Below are 19,190 nucleotides of genomic sequence, written 5' to 3'. Positions count from 1 at the left end.
CCCGTGATCGAAGTGCGTCCCGGTGGGCGACGGCGGATCGACCGCGTCCTCGCCCCGGGATACCTCACCGGACTCGGCGACCTGCCGCTGCCGGTGCTGCGCGAACGCCGTGACGAGGCCGCGCAGGAGGAGACCGACCTCTCGTACCTGCGCCGGCTGCTGCACGCGCGGATCGACATCGTGCGCGCCGAACAGCAGCGCCGGTCCTCCGGCGGCGACACCAGCATCGTCGACCAGCTCGCCTCGATCCTCGCCGACAACGCGCTCGGCCCCGCCACCGGTTCCGGGCGCCACCAGCAGCTCGAACCGTCGCGCGCGGGTGAGCACCGCCGCCACGCCGAGGCGCTGATCGGCGACACCGACCTCACCGACGTCGGCTCGCTGACCGACTCGAAGCTCGCCACGGCCCTCGACACGTACGCGACCGAGGAGGTGTCCGTGTCCACGTTCCGGCGGCAGGTGCAGGGCGTGATGGACACGCTCAACGCCGAAATCGCCGCCCGCTACCAGCGCGGTGCCGCGAGCGTCGACGAGCTGCTGGACTCCGAGCTGGGCCGGAACGAAGAGTGACGGAACCGGTTCTGGTCGAGGTCGAACGCTCGGGCCTCGTGGAAAGCGTGCACCGCGGTTCGCTCGTGATCACGGCGCCGGACGGGAGCGTCACGCACGCGGTGGGCGACGCGTCGAGCCCGGTGTTCCCTCGCTCGTCCACCAAACCGCTGCAGGGCGCCGGCATGCTGCGCGCGGGTCTCGGCTACGACGGCGCGGACCTGGCCCTGGCCTGCGGATCCCACTCCGGCGAGCCCGGCCACGTCGAGCGCGTGGCTGCGATGCTCGCGGCCGCCGGCCTCGACGAGTCGGCGCTGACCTGCCCGGCCGCGTACCCGCTGAACGAGACGAGCCTGCACGCGGCGGCCGAGCCGCTGCGCGTCACCATGAACTGTTCGGGCAAGCACGCCGCGATGCTCGCCACCTGCGTCGCCGCGGGCTGGCCGACCGAGGGTTACGAGCAGCCGGACCACCCGCTGCAGAAGGCCATCGCCGAAACCGTGGTGGACCTGACCGGTGAGCCGATCGCCACCACCGGCGTCGACGGCTGCGGGGCGCCGCTGTTCGCGTACTCGCTCACCGGCCTGGCCCGCGCGTTCGGCCGGCTGGTGCAGGCCGAAACCGGTTCCGCGGAGCTGCGCGTGGCCGACGCGATGCGCGCGCACCCGTGGCTGGTCGCCGGCACCGACCGGGAGGACACGGTGCTGATGGGTGCGGTTCCGGGGCTGCTGTCGAAGATCGGCGCCGAGGGCGTGCTGGCGTTCGCACTGGCCGACGGCACCGCGGTGGCGTTGAAGATGTCCGATGGAGCCAAGCGCGGGTGCGCCCCGCTGGCCGTGGCCGTGCTCGCGCACCTGGGTGCCGACGTCGCGGACCTCGACGAGCTGGCGCGGCCGCCCGTACTCGGTGGCGGCCGGCCCGTCGGTCACCTGCGGGTCAGTTGGAGTGCTCCCTAGCCGCGAGGTCGCCCCAGAACTCGCGCAACTCGGAGAACAGTTCGGCCAGCTCCTCGACGTTGCCGGTGCGCAGCGCGTCGAGGATGTCGTGAACCTCCTCGGCCGTGGTGTCGGATTCTAGGATCGAGTCGGCGAACAGCTGCACGAGGCCGCCGTAGTCGAGCTCCACCACGGACTCCGGGTCGAAGCTCTCGAGCCACTGGCGCGTCTGTGCGAGCACGCGGCCCGGGCCGGAGTCGCCGAACACGCCCTCGATCAGCTCGCTCGCCTCGGCCGCGCGGGTCAGTGCGGCGGACATCGACGTGCGCCACGACAGCTCGCGCGCGGGGTCGCTCTGGCCCTTGCCGAGCACGAGCTTGCGCTCGTCGGGGTCGACGAGGACGAACCACGGCAGCGGCACCGTCCAGGTCGTGGTCAGGGTGTGGGCCGCGGCGGCGGTGAGGTCGGACATCGCGGCCTTCGTGCGCGAGCGGGCGCGGTCGGCGGTGACGCCGCCGGCGTCGAGCACCGCGTTCTTCAACGCCGGGTGCGCGTCGCCGAGGAAGGTGACCAGCGCGGCGGCCGAGCGGGCGCGCAGCTCGAGCGGGCACACGAACGGGCCGGCGCCGGGGTGCCCGGCCGGCACCTCCGACGGGTCGAGCACGAGGACGTCGTTCGTGAGGCTCGGCGCCGGCCGCCCGTCGGCGAGCTCGGCCGGCAGCAACCGCGCCGGCACGACCGCCTGTGACTTGAGCCACATGAACTGCTCGCGCTCGCCGATCGCGGCACGGCGCAGCTTCGCCGCGGCCACGGCGTCCCGCAGCCGCTCGTCCGGCGGGTCACCCAGCGCGAGCAGGGGTTCGTACACCCGCAGATAGGCCACGAAGGGACGGAGCACGAGAGCATCGTGGCACGCCCACCTGCGCCGATCCCCACCGACAGGCCGGTAACCGGCGTCGGGCGAACACTGTCGCCACCGGCACACCGTGCCACGTCGCATCGAACCCCCGGGACACGGTACGGTGTGACCAGGAAAGAACTGTCGAGACGATGCGGGGCCGCCGATTCCCCCGGCCGCCCCGCCCCTGTGCGAGGGGGTCGAGCCATGGGGCGCGGCCGGGCTAAGGCCAAGCAGACGAAGGTGGCGCGCGAGCTCAAGTACAGCTCCCACGACACCGATTTCGATGCTTTGCAGCGCGAGCTGTCGAGTAATTCCTCGGACAACAACACGCACGAGGACGACGACCGGTACGAAGACCCGTACGACGACGGGTACGACGACTACCGTCGTTGAGCAGGGCGACTTACGCGAGGGTGGGGTCTGGGCACGCGCCCGACGCCACCCTCGCGCGTCGCGTGCTGCCCATTTTCGGTTCTCGCTAGTCGCGAAGGAGATGCGCCAGTGTCGGACGTCCGGAAAGTCGGAGTGGTCGGAGCGGGTCAGATGGGCTCCGGGATCGCCGAGGTGCACGCCAAGTCCGGTTTGGACGTGGTGATCACCGAAGTCAGCCAATCCGCACTGGACGCCGGCAAGGCGCGCATCGAGAAGTCCCTCCAACGGGCCGTGAAGAACGGCAAGCTCGCCGCGGACGACGCCGACGCGGCGCTCGGGCGCCTGCGCTTCACCACCGACCTGGCGGACCTCGCCGACCGCGATCTCGTGATCGAGGCCATCCTCGAGCAGGAACAGGCCAAGGTCGACGTCTTCGGCCAGCTCGACAAGATCGTCTCCCGGGACGATGCGATCTTCGCCTCCAACACCTCATCCATCCCGATCGTGAAGATCGGGATGGCCACCCAGCGGCCGGCCCAGGTCGTGGGGATCCACTTCTTCAACCCCGTGCCCGTGCTGCCGCTCGTGGAGCTCGTCCCGTCGCTGCTCACGAGCGACGAAACCGCGCGGCGCGCGGAGGAGCACGCCGCGGCGCTGGGCAAAACGGTGATCCGGGCCCAGGACCGCGCGGGCTTCATCGTGAACTCCCTGCTGGTGCCCTACCTGCTGTCCGCGATCCGCATGGTGGAATCCGGCTTCGCCACCGCCGAAGACATCGACCGCGGCATGGAACTGGGGACCGCGCACCCCATGGGCCCGCTGCGCCTTTCGGACCTCATCGGCCTCGACACCGTCAAGGCCATCGCCGACTCGATGTACGACGAGTTCAAGGAGCCCCTGTACGCGGCCCCGCCGCTGCTGCTGCGCATGGTCGACGCGGGGTTACTGGGCAAGAAGTCCGGTCGGGGTTTTTACTCGTACTGACGACCGGCTGCGCTTGGCGCTGTGGCGCATGCGCGAACGGTCCCTCAGGTACGCCGGCGCCCGCGCGAACGGTCCCCTCGACCAGGTAGAACCGCGCGAACAGTCCCCCTCGGTCGCGGGGATCGGCACAACCGGTCCCACCGTGCCTTCGGTCGCATGCGAATGGTCCCGCGTGTTCGCTCGCGCTGTGCGAGTGGTCCACCACCGCATCGACGCGAACGGTCCCTTCGCGCGGCGGCACGAGTGGTCCCGTCGGCCCGTCGGCGCCGCGCGAACCGTCCCTTCGACCAGCGAGCGCGACGCAAGCGGTCCTCCGGCGGGGAGCCGCGGTGCCCTCGAGCCTGTCGGCAAGTTGTGCGCGGACCCGTCACCTCGAGGGGACGACAGCTCGGCGGACGAACGCCGCTCGGCGGGCGGCGCGGCGGAGAATCGTCAGGATCGCCGGGCCCAGGGCCAGGATCGCGATCAGGTTCGTCAAGGCGCGGCCGGTGTCCCAGCCCAGGGTGGACGTCAGCACGGTGAACACCAGGAACCGGTGCAGGTTCACGCCCAGTGGCGCGCCCGGCACGAAGTCGAGGGCCGACGTGCCCGCGAGGAACGGCCAGGTGAACATGCTCATCGCCAGGCCGTAGAAGTACGCCGCGACAACCCCGTACGCAGCTTCCCCCGTTCGTGGTGTACAGCTGACCGACGTGAACCCACCCGAGGTACCCGCCGAAAGCGGTGCCGGCCACACCTACACTTCCGGGCGTGGACCTGGGACAGCTGCGTGTCGGCCTCGTCGGAACCGGGCCGTGGGCGAGCACGGTGCACGCGCCGGGGCTGGCCGAGCACCCGGGCACGGACCTCACCGCCGTCTGGGGCCGCCGCGCCGAGAACGCCCGCGCGCTCGCCGAAGCCCACGGCGCGGTCGGGACCAATGACCTCGACGAACTGTTCTCCCAGGTCGACGCACTCGCGTTCGCCGTCCCGCCGGCCGCGCAGGCGGAGATCGCGACGCGCGCGGCCGCGGCCGGCAAGCACCTGATCCTGGAGAAGCCGATCGCGCCTGACCTGGCGAGGGCGCAGCGGCTCGCCGACGCGGTGTCGCGGGCCGGTGTCGCGTCGCTGGTGATGCTGACCCTGCGGTTCGCCCAGCAGACACGCGACTGGCTCGAGGACCTCGCCCGATCGGGCGGCTGGCGCGGCGGCGGCGCGCGGTGGCTGTCGGGCGCCCTGCTGGGCGGCCGGTACGCGACGTCGGCCTGGCGGCTCGACGCGGCGGGCGGCGCGCTCGCGGACGTCGGCCCGCACGCGTTCGACCTGCTCGACGCCGCCCTCGGGCGGATCACCGACGTGCTCGCGGCCCACCGCGGGCCCGACGACCTGTGGCAGTTGATGTTCGCCCACGATGGCGGCGCCACGAGCACCGCGACGCTGTCGTTGCGCCTGCCGGTTCAGCCGACCGTGGTCGAAATCGCCGTTTACGGCGAACACGGGTACCGGACGATCGGCCGCAAACCAGGCACGGCCGGGGAGTCCTACACCGCCCTGCTGGACGACTTCGCGGCGATGGTCGCGAGCGGCACGACCAAGCACCCGTGCGACGTCCACCGCGGCGTACACCTGTCCACGCTCATCGAGCGCGCCCGCGAACTGGCCGGGTAGTACACAGGGTTCGAACCCCTGTTTTCCCTTGTGGACGAAGGCTTTTCGCCGCGCATCCAAGGTTCTTCCACAGAGTTGTCCACAGCATCCACTATGGACGGTCCGCGCCTCGACCGAACCACGGGAAGCCGTTTCGCGCCACCGGAAAGATCACCGAATAGTGCGCCCGGCTGGACGTGCCGAGTTGATCTCCCAATGCGAAGGTGATCTTGGGAGGGCGGGAAGAAGCAGTTCAGAGGGGTTCGAGAAGGGAAGCGCATGGGAGCCCTGCTGCGCGCTTTCTGGGGGATCATTCCGGTGACGGCCATCGCGCTGCCGTACGCGCTGCTCTGCTGGCCCTTGCTCACGGTCCGCAGGCGCCGAAGAGGTGGCGACGTGAGTCTCGCCCACGCGTCGGCGACCGCCGCCGTCGACGTTTCGGCGGTCACGGTGGGCGCGCTGGTGCTGTGGCTGGTGACCATGCCCGTCGGCTCCGCGCCCGTCAGCACCCTCGACCTGGTCCCCGGCGCCGACCTCTCCGCCGCGTTCTCCGACGACGGCTCGCTGTGGCAGGTGATCGGCAACGTGCTGCTGCTGTCACCGCTCGGCGCCCTTGTTCCCTTGCGCCTGCGCGGCATGCGTTCGCTGGCCCGGATCGCGATGACGGCGTTCGCCGCGTCCGTGCTGGTGGAGGCCACGCAGTTCCTCATCCACATCGGTCGCGTGACCTCCACGGACGACGTCCTGCTGAACACCCTGGGCGCGACCTTGGGCGCAGCCCTGACGCGGCGCGGGTGGCGGGTGTTCGACGTCGCGCCCGTGCCGCCGATCCCCCGCCAGGTCCGGCGGACGGTCTGCCACGCCCCCGTGCGCCTGCGCGTCCCGCGCTCGGTGTGGGACACGGGGTACGCGGGCGTCGGCCATCCCGAGCGGCGCTGAGGTTTTCGACGTGCCGGCAGATGCGGCTGTCGGGGGCTGACGCCGCCGGCGCGGGTTCGGAGCGGCGCTGAGCCGGCGGGTCTGGCGGCTAGCGGGGTGATGGGTGCGGAGCACCGTGACGACGCCTGCGCTGCGGTCAATGGTGCAGTCGGTCCGATGCGACGCCGAGCGAGCGGGTTCGGCAGCGACCGTCACGATAGGTGCGGGCACCGCTGACAATGCCGACGTCGCAGTGAGTGCCGCAGTCGGACCGGAGCGCCACCGAGCAGGCGGACCCGGCGACGACCGGGGCGATTCGTGCCGAGCCACCGCCGACAATGCCGACGTCGCGGCAAGTGCCCCGGCCAGACCAGACGAGCACCGAACACGCGAACCCGGCGGCAACCGGGGCGATTCGCGGAGCACCGCCGACATCATGGCAAGTGCCGCGGTCAGTGGTGCAGTCGGTCCGATGCGACGCCGAGCGCGCTGGTTCGGCAGCGACCGGTGATAGGTGCAAGACACCGCTGCCGCCGACGATGCCAGCGCCGCGGTTGGGCCGCGACGGCGCTGAAATATTCGGTTGCGGTCGCCGGGATACTGAACTCACTGAGCGGATCTTGCCGATCCCCGGATGAAGGAACGCCTATGTTTGCCGCCGCTGCTCGCGACGGCCGTCAGGCCTGACGCGAGCTTCGTCAACGTCATCTTCCCGCGCCGAGTCTGGCGTGGGGCCTGCGCTCCGTGCTGACCGGGTTTCCACGCGCTTCGTCGGCGCGGTTTCGCGCTCGGTTCCCCTGCATCGCGTCGTGCCTGGGGACGCGCGCGCGTTTCGCGCGTGCCCGTGGCTCGGCGGCGTGGGTCCCGATGCCCCGCCTCGCGCGGTTCCTTCAACCCGAAAGGGTCATCCAGCATGTCCGCCCTTCAGGCGTATGTCCGCACTACCGCACCTCGCAACCGTGACGTCGAGCGGATCGGCCCGTTCCTCGCCACCTTCGCCCACGACTCCGACCACCCGATGCTCAACTACGCCATCCCCGACGACGGCGCCGCGCCGTCGCCCGCGGAGATCGCGGGGCTGACTGCGGCGTACTCCAGTCGCGGACTGTTGCCTCGACTGGAGTTCTTCACCGAAGCGGCGCCCGCGCTCGAAGTCCTGCTCGTCACCCAGGGTTACGCGCTGGAACGCCGGATCCCGCTGCTGGTCTGCGGCGTCTCGACCTTCGTCCCGCGCCCGGCTCCCACCGGCGTCACCCTTCGCACCCCTTCGTCGGACGCTGATCTCCTCGGCCTGCGCTCGACGCAGAACGTGGCCTTCGGCGCCTCCCCCGAAGTCTCCGACACCGAACTCGCCGGCACCCGCGCGTTCGGCGACCGCGCAGTCCTCGCCGAAGACACCACCACCGGCTCGATCATCGGCGGCGGCTTCGCTCTGGAGATCGTCCACGGCACGTCCGAGATCGCGGGCATCGCGGTCGCCGAGCCGCACCGCCACCGCGGCATCGCCGCGGCGATCACCGCGCACCTCACGCACCTCGTCCACACCCGCGGTGCCCCCACGGCCTTCCTCACCCCGGGCGACCTCGGCATCGCCACGGTGTACCGCCGCGTGGGCTACCAGCCGGCGGGTGAGTGTGTGCACCTGTCGCTGACGCCGCGGTAGCCCTCGCGCTCGACCCCACCCCTTCGCTGCACGAACGGTCCACTCGCACCGTTCCGGCGGACAAGTGAGCGGTCTCTCCGGGACACTCCCCCCCCCCCCCCCCCCCCGTGAACGGCCCGATCGTGCCGAATCGATGCGCGAACGGTCCGCACGCGCCGGCTCACCGGCGCGTGCGGATCAACTCCACTGAGGCACCCGCGCGAATGGTCCGGTCGCGCCGCGATCGCCGCACGAGTGGACCGGTCATGCCGACCTGAGCGCACGGATGTACCGCTCACGTCATCGCGCTGGCGCGGCTGGGCCAGTCGCGCCGAGCCCATCGCGCAACCAGACCGCTCCGACCAACTCGGTCGTCGAGCGGACAGCCGCGCCACGTCGATCGCGCGAACGGTCCGCTCGCGCCAACCGGACCGCATGAGTGGACCGCTCACGCCACCGTGGTGACCCGGCCGGGCCGGTCGCGCCCACCTGAGCGCGCGCGTGAACCGGTCGCGCCGAGCCAACGCACCCGGCATCACCACCCCCGCCGCCCCGGCCCTAATCGTCGAAGCGGCCGCCCCGGCTGCGTTTCACGGCGCTGCGGCGTTTTTTCGCCGCGAGGCGCCGTTCCTTCGAGCCGCGGGAGGGTTTGGTGGGGCGGCGTTGGGCGGGTGGTGGTACAGAGGCCTTCAGCAGAACCTCCGCGAGCCGCTCGCGGGCTGCGTCGCGGTTGTGGAGTTGGGAGCGGTGTTCGCTCGCGGCGATGGTCAGAACGCCGTCGACGAGCCGGCCGGACAGGCGGTCCAGGATTCGGGCGCGCAGCGAAGGCGGGACGACCGCCGACCGGGCCACGTCGAACGACAGCTCAACCCGCGAGTCCGTCGTGTTCACGCCCTGACCGCCGGGGCCCGATGAGCGCGAGAAGCGCTCGCGCAGCTCAGCCGCCGGGATCACGAAGCGGGAGCCGACGGGCACGTCCTCAGTCACGGGACCAGTCTCGCAGCCGGGGCAACCGAAAAGTCAGAACCGCGGGTGGTCCCCCGACAGCACCGCGCGCGGGCCGTCCGGGTCTTCCGCCGGCTGGACGTCGCCGAGGATCCAGGCGGGCACGTGGCGGGCGGTCAGCACCGCGAGGGCGCGGTCGACGTCCTCGGCCGCCACGATGGCGACCATGCCGACACCCATGTTGAACGTCTTCTCCAGCTCGGCGCGCTCGACCTTGCCGCGCTGGCCGATCAGGGCGAAGACCGGCGCCGGGGTCCACGTGCCGCGTTCCAGCCGCGCGACGAGGCCCCGCGGCATCACGCGCGCGAGGTTCGCCTCCAGGCCACCGCCGGTGATGTGCGCGAACGTGCGCACCTCGGTTTCGGCGGCGAGCGCCAGGCAGTCCTTCGCGTAGATTTTCGTCGGCTCCAGCAGCTCCTCGCCGAGCGTGCGGCTGAACTCCTCGACGTGCCCGTCGAGCGGCATGCGCGCGATGTCCAGCAGCACGTGCCGAGCCAACGAGTAGCCGTTGGAGTGCAGGCCGGACGAGCCCATGGCCAGCACGACGTCGCCCGGGCGCACCTTTTCGGGCGTCAGCAGCGCCGAAGCCTCCACCACGCCGACGCCGGTGGCCGACACGTCGTAATCGTGCTCGCCCATCAGGCCCGGGTGCTCGGCCGTCTCGCCGCCGAGCAGCGCGCAGCCGGCCTGAACGCAGCCCTCGGCGATGCCGCCGACCAGGGCCGCGATCTTCTCCGGCACGACCTTGCCGACGGCGATGTAGTCCTGCAGGAACAGCGGCTCGGCGCCGGTGACCACGAGGTCGTCGACGACCATGGCCACCAGGTCGATGCCCACGGTGTCGTGCTTGTCCAGCGCCTGCGCGACCGCGATCTTGGTGCCGACGCCGTCGGTGGACGACGCGAGCACGGGCTCCTTCCACTTGTCCAGCTTCAGCGAGAACAGCCCGGCGAAGCCGCCGACGCCGCCGCGCACCTCCGGCCGCGTGGCACGCTCGGCGTGGGGCTTGAGCAGCTCGACGGCCTGGTCACCGGCTTCGATGCTGACGCCGGCGGCGGCGTACGTGGCGCTCGTGGACTCGCTCACGGAAGCGGACTCCCTACTGGACAACTCTGACTAGGGACGCCGGACGGCGTCTTCGGCACCGTACCCGGCGGGGCTGACGGGAGTCGCCGCCCCATTGACCGACTCCATGCTTTCCAGCAGGTGCTTGCCGATGAGGGCGTCGTCGGGCAGGTCGATGGGGTACTCGCCGGAGAAGCAGGCCGTGCACAGCCGCGACTTGGGCTGTTCCGACGCCGCGACCAGGCCGTCGAGCGAGATGTAGCCCAGGGAGTCGGCCCCGATGGAGCGGCGGATGCCGTCGAGGTCGACGCCGTTGGCCACCAGTTCGGCGCGCGAGGCGAAGTCGATGCCGTAGAAGCACGGCCAGCGCACCGGCGGCGACGCGATCCGCACGTGGACCTCGAGCGCGCCGGCCTCCCGCAGCATGCGCACGAGCGCGCGCTGCGTGTTGCCACGCACGATCGAGTCGTCCACCACCACGAGCCGCTTGCCGCGGATCACGTCGCGCAGCGGGTTCAGCTTCAGGCGGATGCCCAGCTGGCGGATGGTCTGCGACGGCTGGATGAACGTGCGCCCGACGTAGGCGTTCTTCACCAGGCCGGTGCCGTACGGGATGCCCGATCCCTGCGCGTACCCGATCGCGGCCGGTGTGCCGGACTCCGGCACGGGCATCACCAGGTCGGCGTCGGCCGGGTGCTCGACCGCCAGGCGACGGCCGATCTCCACCCGCGTGGCGTGCACGCTGCGGCCGGCGATCGTGGTGTCGGGGCGGGCGAGGTAGACGTACTCGAACACGCAGCCCTTCGGCTCCGGGTTCGCGAAGCGCGACGAGCGCAGGCCCTCCGCGTCGATGGCGATGAGCTCACCGGGCTCGACCTCGCGGACGAACGACGCGCCGCAGATGTCGAGCGCGGCCGTCTCGCTCGCCACGACCCAGCCGCGCTCGAGGCGGCCGAGCACGAGCGGGTGCACGCCGTGGGGGTCGCGTGCGGCGTAGAGGGTGTTCTCGTCGGCGAACACCAGGCAGAACGCGCCGCGCAGCGTCGGCAGCAGCTCCATGGCCGCGGCCTCGATGCCCTTGTCGGCGGCGTTCGCGGCGAGCAGGCCGCAGACGAGGTCGGAGTCGCTGGACGAACCCGTCAGACCGGCGTGCGGCTTGAGGCCGGCGGCCGCGGTGCGGTCGCGCAGCTCGGCGGTGTTGACGAGGTTGCCGTTGTGCGCGAACGAAATCCCGCTGCCGGTGGCGGTCGTGCGGAAGATCGGCTGCGCGTTCTCCCAGATCGTCGAGCCGGTCGTGGAGTAACGACAGTGCCCGACTGCGATGTGGCCCTGCAGCGACTGCAGCACCTGCTCGTCGAACACCTGGCTCACCAGGCCGAGGTCCTTGAAGACGACGATCTGCGAACCGTCGGAGACGGAGATGCCGGCTGCCTCCTGCCCACGGTGCTGCAGCGCGTACAGGCCGTAGTAGGTCAGCTTGGCGACTTCTTCCCCCGGAGCCCAGACGCCGAAGACGCCGCACTCCTCACGGGGTTCCGGTTCGGGCTGATCAGGGCTGGCGGACTGGTCGGAAACCACCGAGGTGCTCCCAGGAAGACGTGGGCGGGGCCAAGTCCAAGTGTAAGGGCTGTTAAGGACGTGTTCACCGGACAGGACGTGGTGCTGCCCACTTCCTGGGAGATCGGTGCTCGCGTTTCGGACCGGTGTTGATCTTGCGCCCGACCCCCGGACATGAGCCAGGCCCCGGCCGGCGTGTCTCGTCCACGTCGACCGGGGCCTGGAGTTCGGGGTGTTCAGCGAGCGGCGAGCCACTTGGACGTGCCGCCACGCCCGGGCACCCAGCAGCCCTTCGCGGGGGCAGTGGCGGTGTCGTCGGTGTCGTCGGTGCCGGCCTCATCAGGCAGGGCGAGCACCTCGGTCAGCACACCGGCCGCGTCGCCGCTGCGACGCCACAACCACTTCTCGGGGGCGAAGACGTTGTCCTCGGTCCCCGGCAGCCGCGTCGCGACCACGTCGTCCTCGGCGTTGAGCCGGACGACGTCCACCACGTTGTCGTGCACCCGCACGCCGACCACGGCCTCGACCTCGCCGCTCGCGTCCGTCTGGTGCACGAACTGGTACCCGCGGCTCATGAGCTCCTGCAGGCCGGTCTCGACGTCGTAGCGGGACCCGAGGGCCTCAGCCGAGGACATCGTCGAATTCGCCGTCCTTCGCCCCGGCGAGGAAGGCGGCCATCTCGGCGTGGGTGTAGACGAGCGCGGGGCCGGTCGGGAAGCGGGAGTTGCGCATCGCGATCTCTCCTGAGGCCAGCGGAGCGACCTCCACACAGTTGCCCACGGCGCCGCTGTAGCTCGCCTTGCGCCACTGGGCGCCGGTCAAACGATCGGCCGCAATGCCGTTCTCGAACCGCTCAGCCATGATCCCCACCTTCCGGGACGGTGAAAAGCTCAGGAATCTGCACGTGCATCTACCTGTGACTGGGACGCTAGCACGCGCGCATGCAGCGGTAAATGCACGTGCAGAAGTTTCTGCAAGTTTCTCACTGCGTGACGACAAGGTTCAGTAGAAAGTCCCAGTCGGGCGTATCGAGCACCACCTGAAGGGGTGAAGTATCACACAGGGTCGCTGTTGATTGCGGGTTCGTCGCCCTGCGCCAAGAAGTCGCCACCGACCGGTGGCAGCGCGTGAAGGCTCAGCACGGACTGTGACCGGACGAAGTTTTCAGTGATTTCAGCGTTTTGACCGGAACCGCCGAAACCCCGGTCAGATCTCGGCGCGCCGCTTCGCCAGGCGGGCGCGGCTGCGCTCCGGCGTCTCCGCGTCGACCGCCAGCAGGTCGAGCGCGCGGCTGTACTTCTCGATCTCGTCGCGCTTGTCGAGGTAGTGCGCGCCGGTCAGGTACTCGACGTACGTGATGTTCGGCAACTCCGCCTCGGCGAACCGCAGCAGCGCGAAGCCGTGCTCGGCGGACAGACCGCTGCGGCAGTACGGGAGGATCTGCACCGACACGTGCGGCAGCGTGGTGACCTCGAGCAGGTACTCCAGCTGCTGCTTGAACACCTTCGGCCCGCCGATCGGCCGGTAGAGCACCGACTCGTCGAGCACCGCCCAGATGCGGGGCGCGTCGGGGCGGGCCAGCATCTTCTGCCGCCGCATGCGCAGGGCCACGAGCTGGTCCACCTTCTCGTCGGCCATGTCCGGACGGCCGTGGCTGAAGATCGCGCGGGCGTACGGCTCGATCTGCAGCAGGCCGGACACGAACAGCGGCTCCCAGATCTGGATCCGGGACGCGGCTTCCTCCAGTCCGACGAGGTCGGTGAACCAGCCGGGCACGGTGTCGCCGAACTTGCGCCACCAGCCGGCCTCGTTCGACTGCTTGACCATGTCGAGGAACGCGCGGCGCTCCTCGTCGTCGGAGACGCCGTACATGGTGAGCAGGTCGGCGACGTCGCGCTCCTTGAAGCCGACGCGGCCCAGCTCGAGGCGGGAGATCTTGGATTCGGATCCGCGGATGTTGTAGCCGGCCTGCTGGCGCGTGATCCCGGCTTCCTCACGCAGCTTGCGCAGCTGCGAGCCGAGGATCATCCGGCGCGCAGTCGGGCCGAGACTCTGCTCGCCACCGGACGCGTTCACCGCGTTCATTGACCGGGACCTTCCGTGCGCCGCTCGTTGACCTGTGGGATTCCAGCCCGGCTACCCAAAGTACACGTACAGGGCCAACCCGTATAGCACGGCGTGGCTCGCGTCGTGTTTGTCCTCCCGATTCTACGGAGAGTCCGCCCCGAACCACACGGTCAGGTGAGCGTTCGCTGGTCAAGACCACGGACGGTCAGAGTCGAACCACCGGCAGCCAGTACGCGAGATCGGCCCGCGAGCCGGACGCGGACACGCGCGCGGACTCCACGGCGGTGGTCCAGTCGAGCAGACCGGTCGCCAGTTCGAGCCACGTCCGAGCATCGGTCTCGACCACGTTCGGCGGCGTGCCGCGGGTGTGGCGGGGCCCCTCGACGCACTGCACGGCGGCGAACGGCGGCACCCGCACCTCGACGCTGCGCCCCGGCGCGTCGGCGGCCAGCGTCCGCAGACTCAGCCGAACCGCGGCGGCCAGCTCGGAGCGGGCCGGATCCGGGCCCTCACCTCGCAACCAGCTCGAAACGGCCGAGATCGCCGCGCGTAACTCAGCGGGATCGACCGAACGCGAAGAGGCCATGGCTCAACAGTAGAGTGACGTCGGACCGACATTCAGGCACCCGGCACCGAGGGACGGCGATGGCGCAACGGGACGAGGCAGATCGGATGGTTTCCCCCGCGGGGCCCCGCGGCAAGGCGGCCGGCAAGCCGGCGACAGCGGGCCGGCACGGCCGGCGCGGGCCGCAGGGCAAACCGGAGATCACCCCCGAGATGCGGGCGAACGCGCGCGCCAACCCGAACAGCTGGCTCTACGTGATCGACGAGGCCTTCGACCCGGCCGGCCCGGTGCCCTCGTGGGCCGTGGTGGGCGCGTACCCGGTCAACGCCGCGGGTGACGTCGTCGAGGACTTCCACCCCAACGACCGCTACCGCCCTTCGCCGAAGGCGCTCGGCTTCCCGGAGCCCAAGACGGAGCTCGAGCGGCTGCTGCAGCTCGTGCGCACCGAGCACCGCCCCGCCGAGGACCTGCCGAAGGTCATCCTCGACTCGACGCTGTTCGTCTACGCGCTGTCCCCCGTGCAGCGCACGGTGATCGGCTTCCACAACGCCGACGGCCGCGTGATGGTGCCCGCGTACACGACCAAGTCGCTCGTGCCGCGCGAGTGGCCGCACGCCCGCGCCGTGCTGGGCCGCGACATCGTGAGCCTGCTCGCCGGTCACCCGCTGGCGATCAACCCGCACGACCTCATCACCGCCGTCGTCCCGGCCGAGCACCTCCTCAAGGCCATCGCCGAAGAACGGCGCTGAGGTTCCGCGCCGGATTTTTCACTTCGGCTGTCGACGAAAAGCCCGCTGTCCACTCCGGACGGCGGGCTTTTTCGCACGCGCAGCACGTCACCCACGCGAAAACCGATAGGTCTCGACCAGCACAACTGACCCGGTCGGGTGATCACCGAGTCGCAGGAACGACGGCTTCCGGGCATCGTGCACGGCGAAGGAGTACACGCGTCCGGTGGGGAGTCCAGGGTGAAGCGTCGTCCGCTGCTGCGCCGGGTTGCCTTCGAACGTGCTTCCTTCGCGCGAACCGTCCTGAGGGGTGCCACCGCGTGGGGCGCTGTGGTCTGCACCGGGCTGCTCGCCCTGTGCGCTCCGGCCACCGCCGCGCCGCGCTACGAAGGCGCGGAAGACCACTACGCCGGTTCGCAGATCGAGAAGTACGAGGGCGTCGATGGCGCCCCGCACGTGGAGTACACCGCGAGCGACCAGGTCCTCGGCCACGACGTGAGCGGGCACCAGGGCGCGGTGGACTGGACCGCGGCCGCGAACGCGGGTGCGAAGTTCGTCTACGTGAAGGCCACGGAGGGCACCGGGTTCGTCAGCCCGCAGTTCGCCCAGCAGTACAACGGTTCATACCAGGCCGGGATCATCCGCGGTTCGTACCACTTCGCGCGGCCCGACGTGTCGGACGGCGCGGCGCAGGCGAACTACTTCCTCGCGCACGGCGGCGGCTGGTCGAAGGACGGCAAGACGCTGCCGGGCGCGGTGGACCTGGAGTACAACCCCTACGGCGAAACCTGCTACGGCAAGGATGCCGCCGGCATGGTCGCGTGGGTCCGGTCCTTCTCGGACACCTATCGCGCCCGGACCGGACGGTCGCCGGCGATCTACACGTCCACGAGCTGGTGGAAACGCTGCACCGGCAACAGCGCGGCGTTCGGCGCGAATCCACTGTGGCTCGCGCGCTACAACACGCAGATCGGCGAACTGCCGGCCGGCTGGCGCAGCCAGGCGATCTGGCAGTTCGCGGACAAGGGCACGCTGCCGGGGGACCAGAACTGGCTCAACGGTCCCCTGGCAACCCTCCGCGATCTGGCAATCGGGTGAACATTTGTTGCCAGACCACGGAATAGTCATCAGGAACCGATGAAAATCACCCACGCGTCCATGTGAATTCACGGAACTTGATGACAAACCGAAGACCGTCATCAAGAATCTCCCCCGGGCGGCTACCTGCACATAGCCGCTCACAGCGAGGGTATCTGTGAAGGGATTCAACGATGTCCACTTCCCGAAGAGGACGGGGGGCAACCCTGTTCTCCGTCCTGGCCATCCCCACCGTGGCGCTCCTGCTCGGCTCCACGGCTCAGGCAATGGCCGCACCACCCAGCTCGGTCCTCACGACGAGCCAGGTCAACGTGATCAACGCCGACATCCAGGCGCACAACCACCCACTGGGGTCCCAGATCCGGCGCGTCGAGGGTGACGACTCGACACCCGGGTCGAAGGCCGCCGCCCAGCAGCCGCAGGCCGCGGCCGCCATCCCGAACCAGGTCCTGGCCACCGTGGCGGGCATGGACGTCGCCAGCTACCAGGGCAACGTCAACTGGGCGAGCTGGTGGAGCCAGGGCAAGCGGTTCGTGTGGACGAAGGCGACCGAAAGCACGTCGTACACCAACCCCTATTTCACCCAGCAGTACAACGGTTCGTACAACCAGGGCTTCATCCGCGGCGCGTACCACTTCGCCACCCCGAACACCTCGAGCGGCGCGGCGCAGGCCACTTACTTCGTCGCCCACGGCGGCGGCTGGTCCGGGGACGGCAAGACGCTGCCGGGCGCGCTGGACATGGAGTACAACCCGTACGGCGCGACGTGTTACGGCCTGAGCCAGGCCGCGATGGGCGCGTGGATCCGCGACTTCCACGACACCTACCACGCCAAGACCGGCCGCTGGCCCGTCATCTACACCTCGACGAGCTGGTGGAACCAGTGCGTGGGCACGTCGCAGAACTTCTCGAGCACGGTGCCGCTGTGGGTCGCGCGGTACGCCTCGTCGGCAGGCACGCTGCCGAACGGCTGGGGCTACTACACCGTCTGGCAGTACACCTCGAGTCCGCTCGACCAGGACACCTTCAACGGTGCCTACGACCGGGTGCAGGCGCTGGCGAACGGCTGATCCACTCGTGAGGGCGAAATGACGCTCCCGGCCACCGCGTGCGGCCGGGAGCGTATTTTGTGCCGGGCTCCGACCTTGCAGAATGCTGATCACGTGGGGCGGGGGAGGAACCGCCGGCGCTCGCCGGTCGTCAGACCACGGCGCGAGACGGTGCAGCAGGAAGGCGGAACCGGAGATGACCTACCCACCGCAGCCCGGGCAGGGCGGCCAGCCCGACCCCTACGGCCAGGGCCGGCAGCAACCCGGGCCGGGCGGGGTGCCCCAGCAACCGGGTCAGCAACCGGGGTGGGATCCGAACGCGCAGCAGCAGTACGGCCAGCAGCCCGGGTGGGACCCGAACACGCAGCAGTACGGCCAGCAACCCTATCCCGGCACCCAGCCGTACGGTCAGCCCTACCCCGGCGCCCAGCAGTACCCGCAGCAGGGCTGGGACCCGAACCAGCCCTACGGTGGAGGTTACGGCGGCGGGCCGCAGCCGCCGAAGAACAACAAGACGGGACTGTGGATCGGCATCGCGGTGGCCGTGGTGGTCGTGGTCGCGCTCGGGATCACGGGGTTTGTCGCGCCCGGCTTCTTCCTGAGCAAGGACTCTTCGGGCACCACGGCGCAGTCGCCGAACCCCGTGCCGCCGCCGGCGCCCACGTCGCGCCCGCAGCTCCCCACGGGTGAGCCGTCGCTGCCGGGCCTGCCCACCGACGAGACGGACATCCCCGGCACCGGCGACGGCAGCGGTTCGCCTGCCGAGGGCAAGCAGGCGGTCGACGACTTCGTGGCCAAGATCAACGCCAAGGACGCCGCCGGCGCCACTGCGATGACGTGCCAGGGCAGCGAGGGCTTCTCGAGGGACAGCATCGACGAGGCCACGGGCGGCGAGCCGCAGCTGAAGGTCGAGGGCTACGACGGCACCTCGACCGTCACGGCGAGCGTCGGCGGTTCCCTGTCCGGAAAGGACGCCAACGGCTCGGTGATCGCCACCAGCGTCGGCGGCAAGTGGTGCATCGGGTTCTTCTTCGTGCTGGCCATCTGACGCGTGCGGTCCCCACTGCTCTGGACGTTCGTCACGTCCGTGCTGCTGCTCGTCGGGGTCGGCGGCTGGCTGCTCGCCGACCCCGCCACGAGCCGCAGCGACGCCCTGAAGACCGGTGGTCTCGCCGGGGGTGCCGTCGTCGCGCTGTACGCGCTGTGGCTCAACGACCGGCGCCGCCGCGTCGAGGAGGCTCGGCAGGAGATCGAGCGGCAGCGCCACGACCTGGAAATGCGCCGCGCCGACCAGGACCGCGAGCGCGTGTCCGACGAACGCTTCGCCAAGTCCGTGGAGCTGTTGGGGCACGAGGCCGACCAGGTGCGCGTCGGAGCGCTGCACGCGCTGGCCGGCTTGGCGCGCAGCCGGCCGGAGTACACGCAGACGGTGCTCGACGTGCTGTGTTCCTACCTGCGGCGGCCGTTCGACCACTCCCGCTACCACGGGCCGGACCGTGCCGAACCCGAAGTCGAGCGTGAGCTGCAGGTGCGGCTGACCGCGCAACGGCTCGTCGCCGAGCTGCTGCCGTGGGCGTCCGAAGTGGACGCGCCCAGCCACGACCTCGACCTGACCGGGGCCGTGCTGGAGTACCTCGACTTGTCGCGCCGCAAAGTGGGCCGCCTCTTGCTGCGCTACGCGTCGCTGCACAGCAGCACCAACCTCAGTGGCTGCGTGATCACCGGCCGCGCCTACTTCACCGCCGCCGGCACGGGCAACGGGCGGCTCATCGGCAACTTCCGTTGCCGCGGGACGAAATTCCTGGACTACGCGTGGTTCAGCGGCACCGCCTTCGCCGAGAACGCCGACTTCACCGAGACGACGTTCGCCGGGCGCACCGCGTTCAAGGACGCGGTGTTCGCCAAGGACGCCGTGTTCACCGACGTGGTGTTCGAGGACTCACTCGACCTGCGCCGCGCGTCGTTCGGCGGCCAGACGGACCTGCGGTTCGCGCGAGTACCGGAGCACCTTTCGTTGTACAACACCAAGGTGCAGGCGGCGAAGGACAACCAGCTGCCCGAGGGCTGGCAGCTGGAACCGCTCGAGAACGGCACCGCCCGGATCACCGTGGCCGGGAACTGACCGCCGC

Annotated in this window: 21 protein-coding genes; 12 read left to right on the top strand and 9 right to left on the bottom strand. The window is 70.5% G+C overall.

From position 1 onward, the window contains the following. The first annotated feature begins 3 nt into the window (after positions 1-3). Both I6J71_RS46440 and I6J71_RS46435 read left to right on the top strand, forming a co-directional pair. On the top strand, positions 4-570 hold the full coding sequence (locus I6J71_RS46440; protein WP_204092671.1) for an aerial mycelium formation protein: 567 nt from the start codon (positions 4-6) through the stop codon (positions 568-570). Further along, positions 567-1,505, top strand: a complete 939-nt coding sequence (locus I6J71_RS46435) for an asparaginase (RefSeq protein ID WP_204092670.1) — start codon at positions 567-569, stop codon at positions 1,503-1,505. Before I6J71_RS46440 ends, I6J71_RS46435 begins: the two co-directional genes overlap by 4 nt. On the opposite strand, the gene I6J71_RS46430 is transcribed toward I6J71_RS46435, so the two are convergent. Then, on the bottom strand, positions 1,486-2,382 hold the full coding sequence (locus tag I6J71_RS46430) for a hypothetical protein (protein ID WP_204092669.1): 897 nt from the start codon (positions 2,380-2,382) through the stop codon (positions 1,486-1,488). The genes I6J71_RS46435 and I6J71_RS46430 overlap by 20 nt on opposite strands. Positions 2,383-2,589: 207 nt before the next feature. Here I6J71_RS46430 and I6J71_RS46425 point away from each other — a divergent pair, with 207 nt between their 5' ends. Continuing rightward, positions 2,590-2,778: a DUF3073 domain-containing protein gene (locus tag I6J71_RS46425; RefSeq protein ID WP_204092668.1), complete on the top strand. Its 189-nt coding sequence runs from the start codon at positions 2,590-2,592 to the stop codon at positions 2,776-2,778. A 108-nt stretch (positions 2,779-2,886) separates the two neighbouring features. Further along, positions 2,887-3,741: a 3-hydroxybutyryl-CoA dehydrogenase gene (locus I6J71_RS46420; RefSeq protein WP_204092667.1), complete on the top strand. Its 855-nt coding sequence runs from the start codon at positions 2,887-2,889 to the stop codon at positions 3,739-3,741. Between the two features lie 367 nt (positions 3,742-4,108). Here the strand turns inward: I6J71_RS46420 and I6J71_RS46415 are convergent, their stop codons facing one another. After that, on the bottom strand, positions 4,109-4,360 hold the full coding sequence (locus tag I6J71_RS46415; RefSeq protein ID WP_239154303.1) for a hypothetical protein: 252 nt from the start codon (positions 4,358-4,360) through the stop codon (positions 4,109-4,111). A gap of 131 nt (positions 4,361-4,491) precedes the next feature. Here I6J71_RS46415 and I6J71_RS46410 point away from each other — a divergent pair, with 131 nt between their 5' ends. The 3 genes from I6J71_RS46410 (at position 4,492) to I6J71_RS46400 (ending at position 7,948) form a co-directional block, all read left to right on the top strand. Beyond that, on the top strand, positions 4,492-5,388 hold the full coding sequence (locus I6J71_RS46410) for a Gfo/Idh/MocA family protein (protein WP_204092666.1): 897 nt from the start codon (positions 4,492-4,494) through the stop codon (positions 5,386-5,388). A gap of 258 nt (positions 5,389-5,646) precedes the next feature. Next, a complete protein-coding gene (locus tag I6J71_RS46405) occupies positions 5,647-6,306 on the top strand; it encodes a VanZ family protein (RefSeq protein ID WP_204092665.1) in 660 nt (219 codons plus the stop codon). Between the two features lie 892 nt (positions 6,307-7,198). Continuing rightward, on the top strand, positions 7,199-7,948 hold the full coding sequence (locus I6J71_RS46400; protein WP_204092664.1) for a GNAT family N-acetyltransferase: 750 nt from the start codon (positions 7,199-7,201) through the stop codon (positions 7,946-7,948). A 537-nt stretch (positions 7,949-8,485) separates the two neighbouring features. On the opposite strand, the gene arfB is transcribed toward I6J71_RS46400, so the two are convergent. The 7 genes from arfB to I6J71_RS46365 form a co-directional block, all read right to left on the bottom strand. After that, complete coding sequence (gene arfB, locus I6J71_RS46395) at positions 8,486-8,914, bottom strand: alternative ribosome rescue aminoacyl-tRNA hydrolase ArfB (protein ID WP_239154302.1); 429 nt, start codon at positions 8,912-8,914, stop codon at positions 8,486-8,488. A 33-nt stretch (positions 8,915-8,947) separates the two neighbouring features. Further along, positions 8,948-10,018 (bottom strand): phosphoribosylformylglycinamidine cyclo-ligase, encoded by a 1,071-nt coding sequence (gene purM / locus I6J71_RS46390; protein ID WP_204092663.1) that lies wholly within the window; start codon positions 10,016-10,018, stop codon positions 8,948-8,950. A 30-nt stretch (positions 10,019-10,048) separates the two neighbouring features. Further along, positions 10,049-11,575 (bottom strand): amidophosphoribosyltransferase, encoded by a 1,527-nt coding sequence (gene purF, locus I6J71_RS46385; protein WP_204092662.1) that lies wholly within the window; start codon positions 11,573-11,575, stop codon positions 10,049-10,051. A 215-nt stretch (positions 11,576-11,790) separates the two neighbouring features. Then, positions 11,791-12,189: a hypothetical protein gene (locus tag I6J71_RS46380; protein WP_204092661.1), complete on the bottom strand. Its 399-nt coding sequence runs from the start codon at positions 12,187-12,189 to the stop codon at positions 11,791-11,793. Further along, a complete protein-coding gene (locus tag I6J71_RS46375) occupies positions 12,176-12,415 on the bottom strand; it encodes a DUF397 domain-containing protein (protein WP_204092660.1) in 240 nt (79 codons plus the stop codon). The genes I6J71_RS46380 and I6J71_RS46375 overlap by 14 nt, the downstream gene beginning before the upstream one ends. A 345-nt stretch (positions 12,416-12,760) precedes the next feature. Continuing rightward, positions 12,761-13,639: a helix-turn-helix transcriptional regulator gene (locus tag I6J71_RS46370; RefSeq protein WP_204092659.1), complete on the bottom strand. Its 879-nt coding sequence runs from the start codon at positions 13,637-13,639 to the stop codon at positions 12,761-12,763. Positions 13,640-13,826: 187 nt separating this feature from the next. Further along, entirely contained in the window at positions 13,827-14,207 is a 381-nt protein-coding gene (locus I6J71_RS46365) for a sterol carrier family protein (RefSeq protein WP_204092658.1), read from the bottom strand. Between the two features lie 59 nt (positions 14,208-14,266). Here I6J71_RS46365 and I6J71_RS46360 point away from each other — a divergent pair, with 59 nt between their 5' ends. From I6J71_RS46360 to I6J71_RS46340, 5 genes are all read left to right on the top strand, one after another. After that, positions 14,267-14,935, top strand: coding sequence for a type VII secretion system-associated protein (locus I6J71_RS46360; RefSeq protein WP_204092657.1), 669 nt, complete (start codon positions 14,267-14,269; stop codon positions 14,933-14,935). Positions 14,936-15,217: 282 nt separating this feature from the next. Beyond that, positions 15,218-16,012, top strand: coding sequence for a lysozyme (locus tag I6J71_RS46355; protein WP_204097606.1), 795 nt, complete (start codon positions 15,218-15,220; stop codon positions 16,010-16,012). Between the two features lie 173 nt (positions 16,013-16,185). After that, positions 16,186-17,082, top strand: coding sequence for a lysozyme (locus I6J71_RS46350; protein WP_204092656.1), 897 nt, complete (start codon positions 16,186-16,188; stop codon positions 17,080-17,082). 175 nt (positions 17,083-17,257) lie between these two features. After that, on the top strand, positions 17,258-18,109 hold the full coding sequence (locus I6J71_RS46345) for a hypothetical protein (protein WP_204092655.1): 852 nt from the start codon (positions 17,258-17,260) through the stop codon (positions 18,107-18,109). Positions 18,110-18,112: 3 nt separating this feature from the next. Then, positions 18,113-19,183: a pentapeptide repeat-containing protein gene (locus tag I6J71_RS46340; RefSeq protein ID WP_204092654.1), complete on the top strand. Its 1,071-nt coding sequence runs from the start codon at positions 18,113-18,115 to the stop codon at positions 19,181-19,183. Positions 19,184-19,190: the final 7 nt, after the last annotated feature.

This window comes from Amycolatopsis sp. FDAARGOS 1241 (assembly GCF_016889705.1).
GTDB lineage: Bacteria > Actinomycetota > Actinomycetes > Mycobacteriales > Pseudonocardiaceae > Amycolatopsis.
The sequence above is the reverse complement of the archived record's forward strand: the minus strand, read 5'-3'. Positions and strand labels throughout refer to the sequence as shown.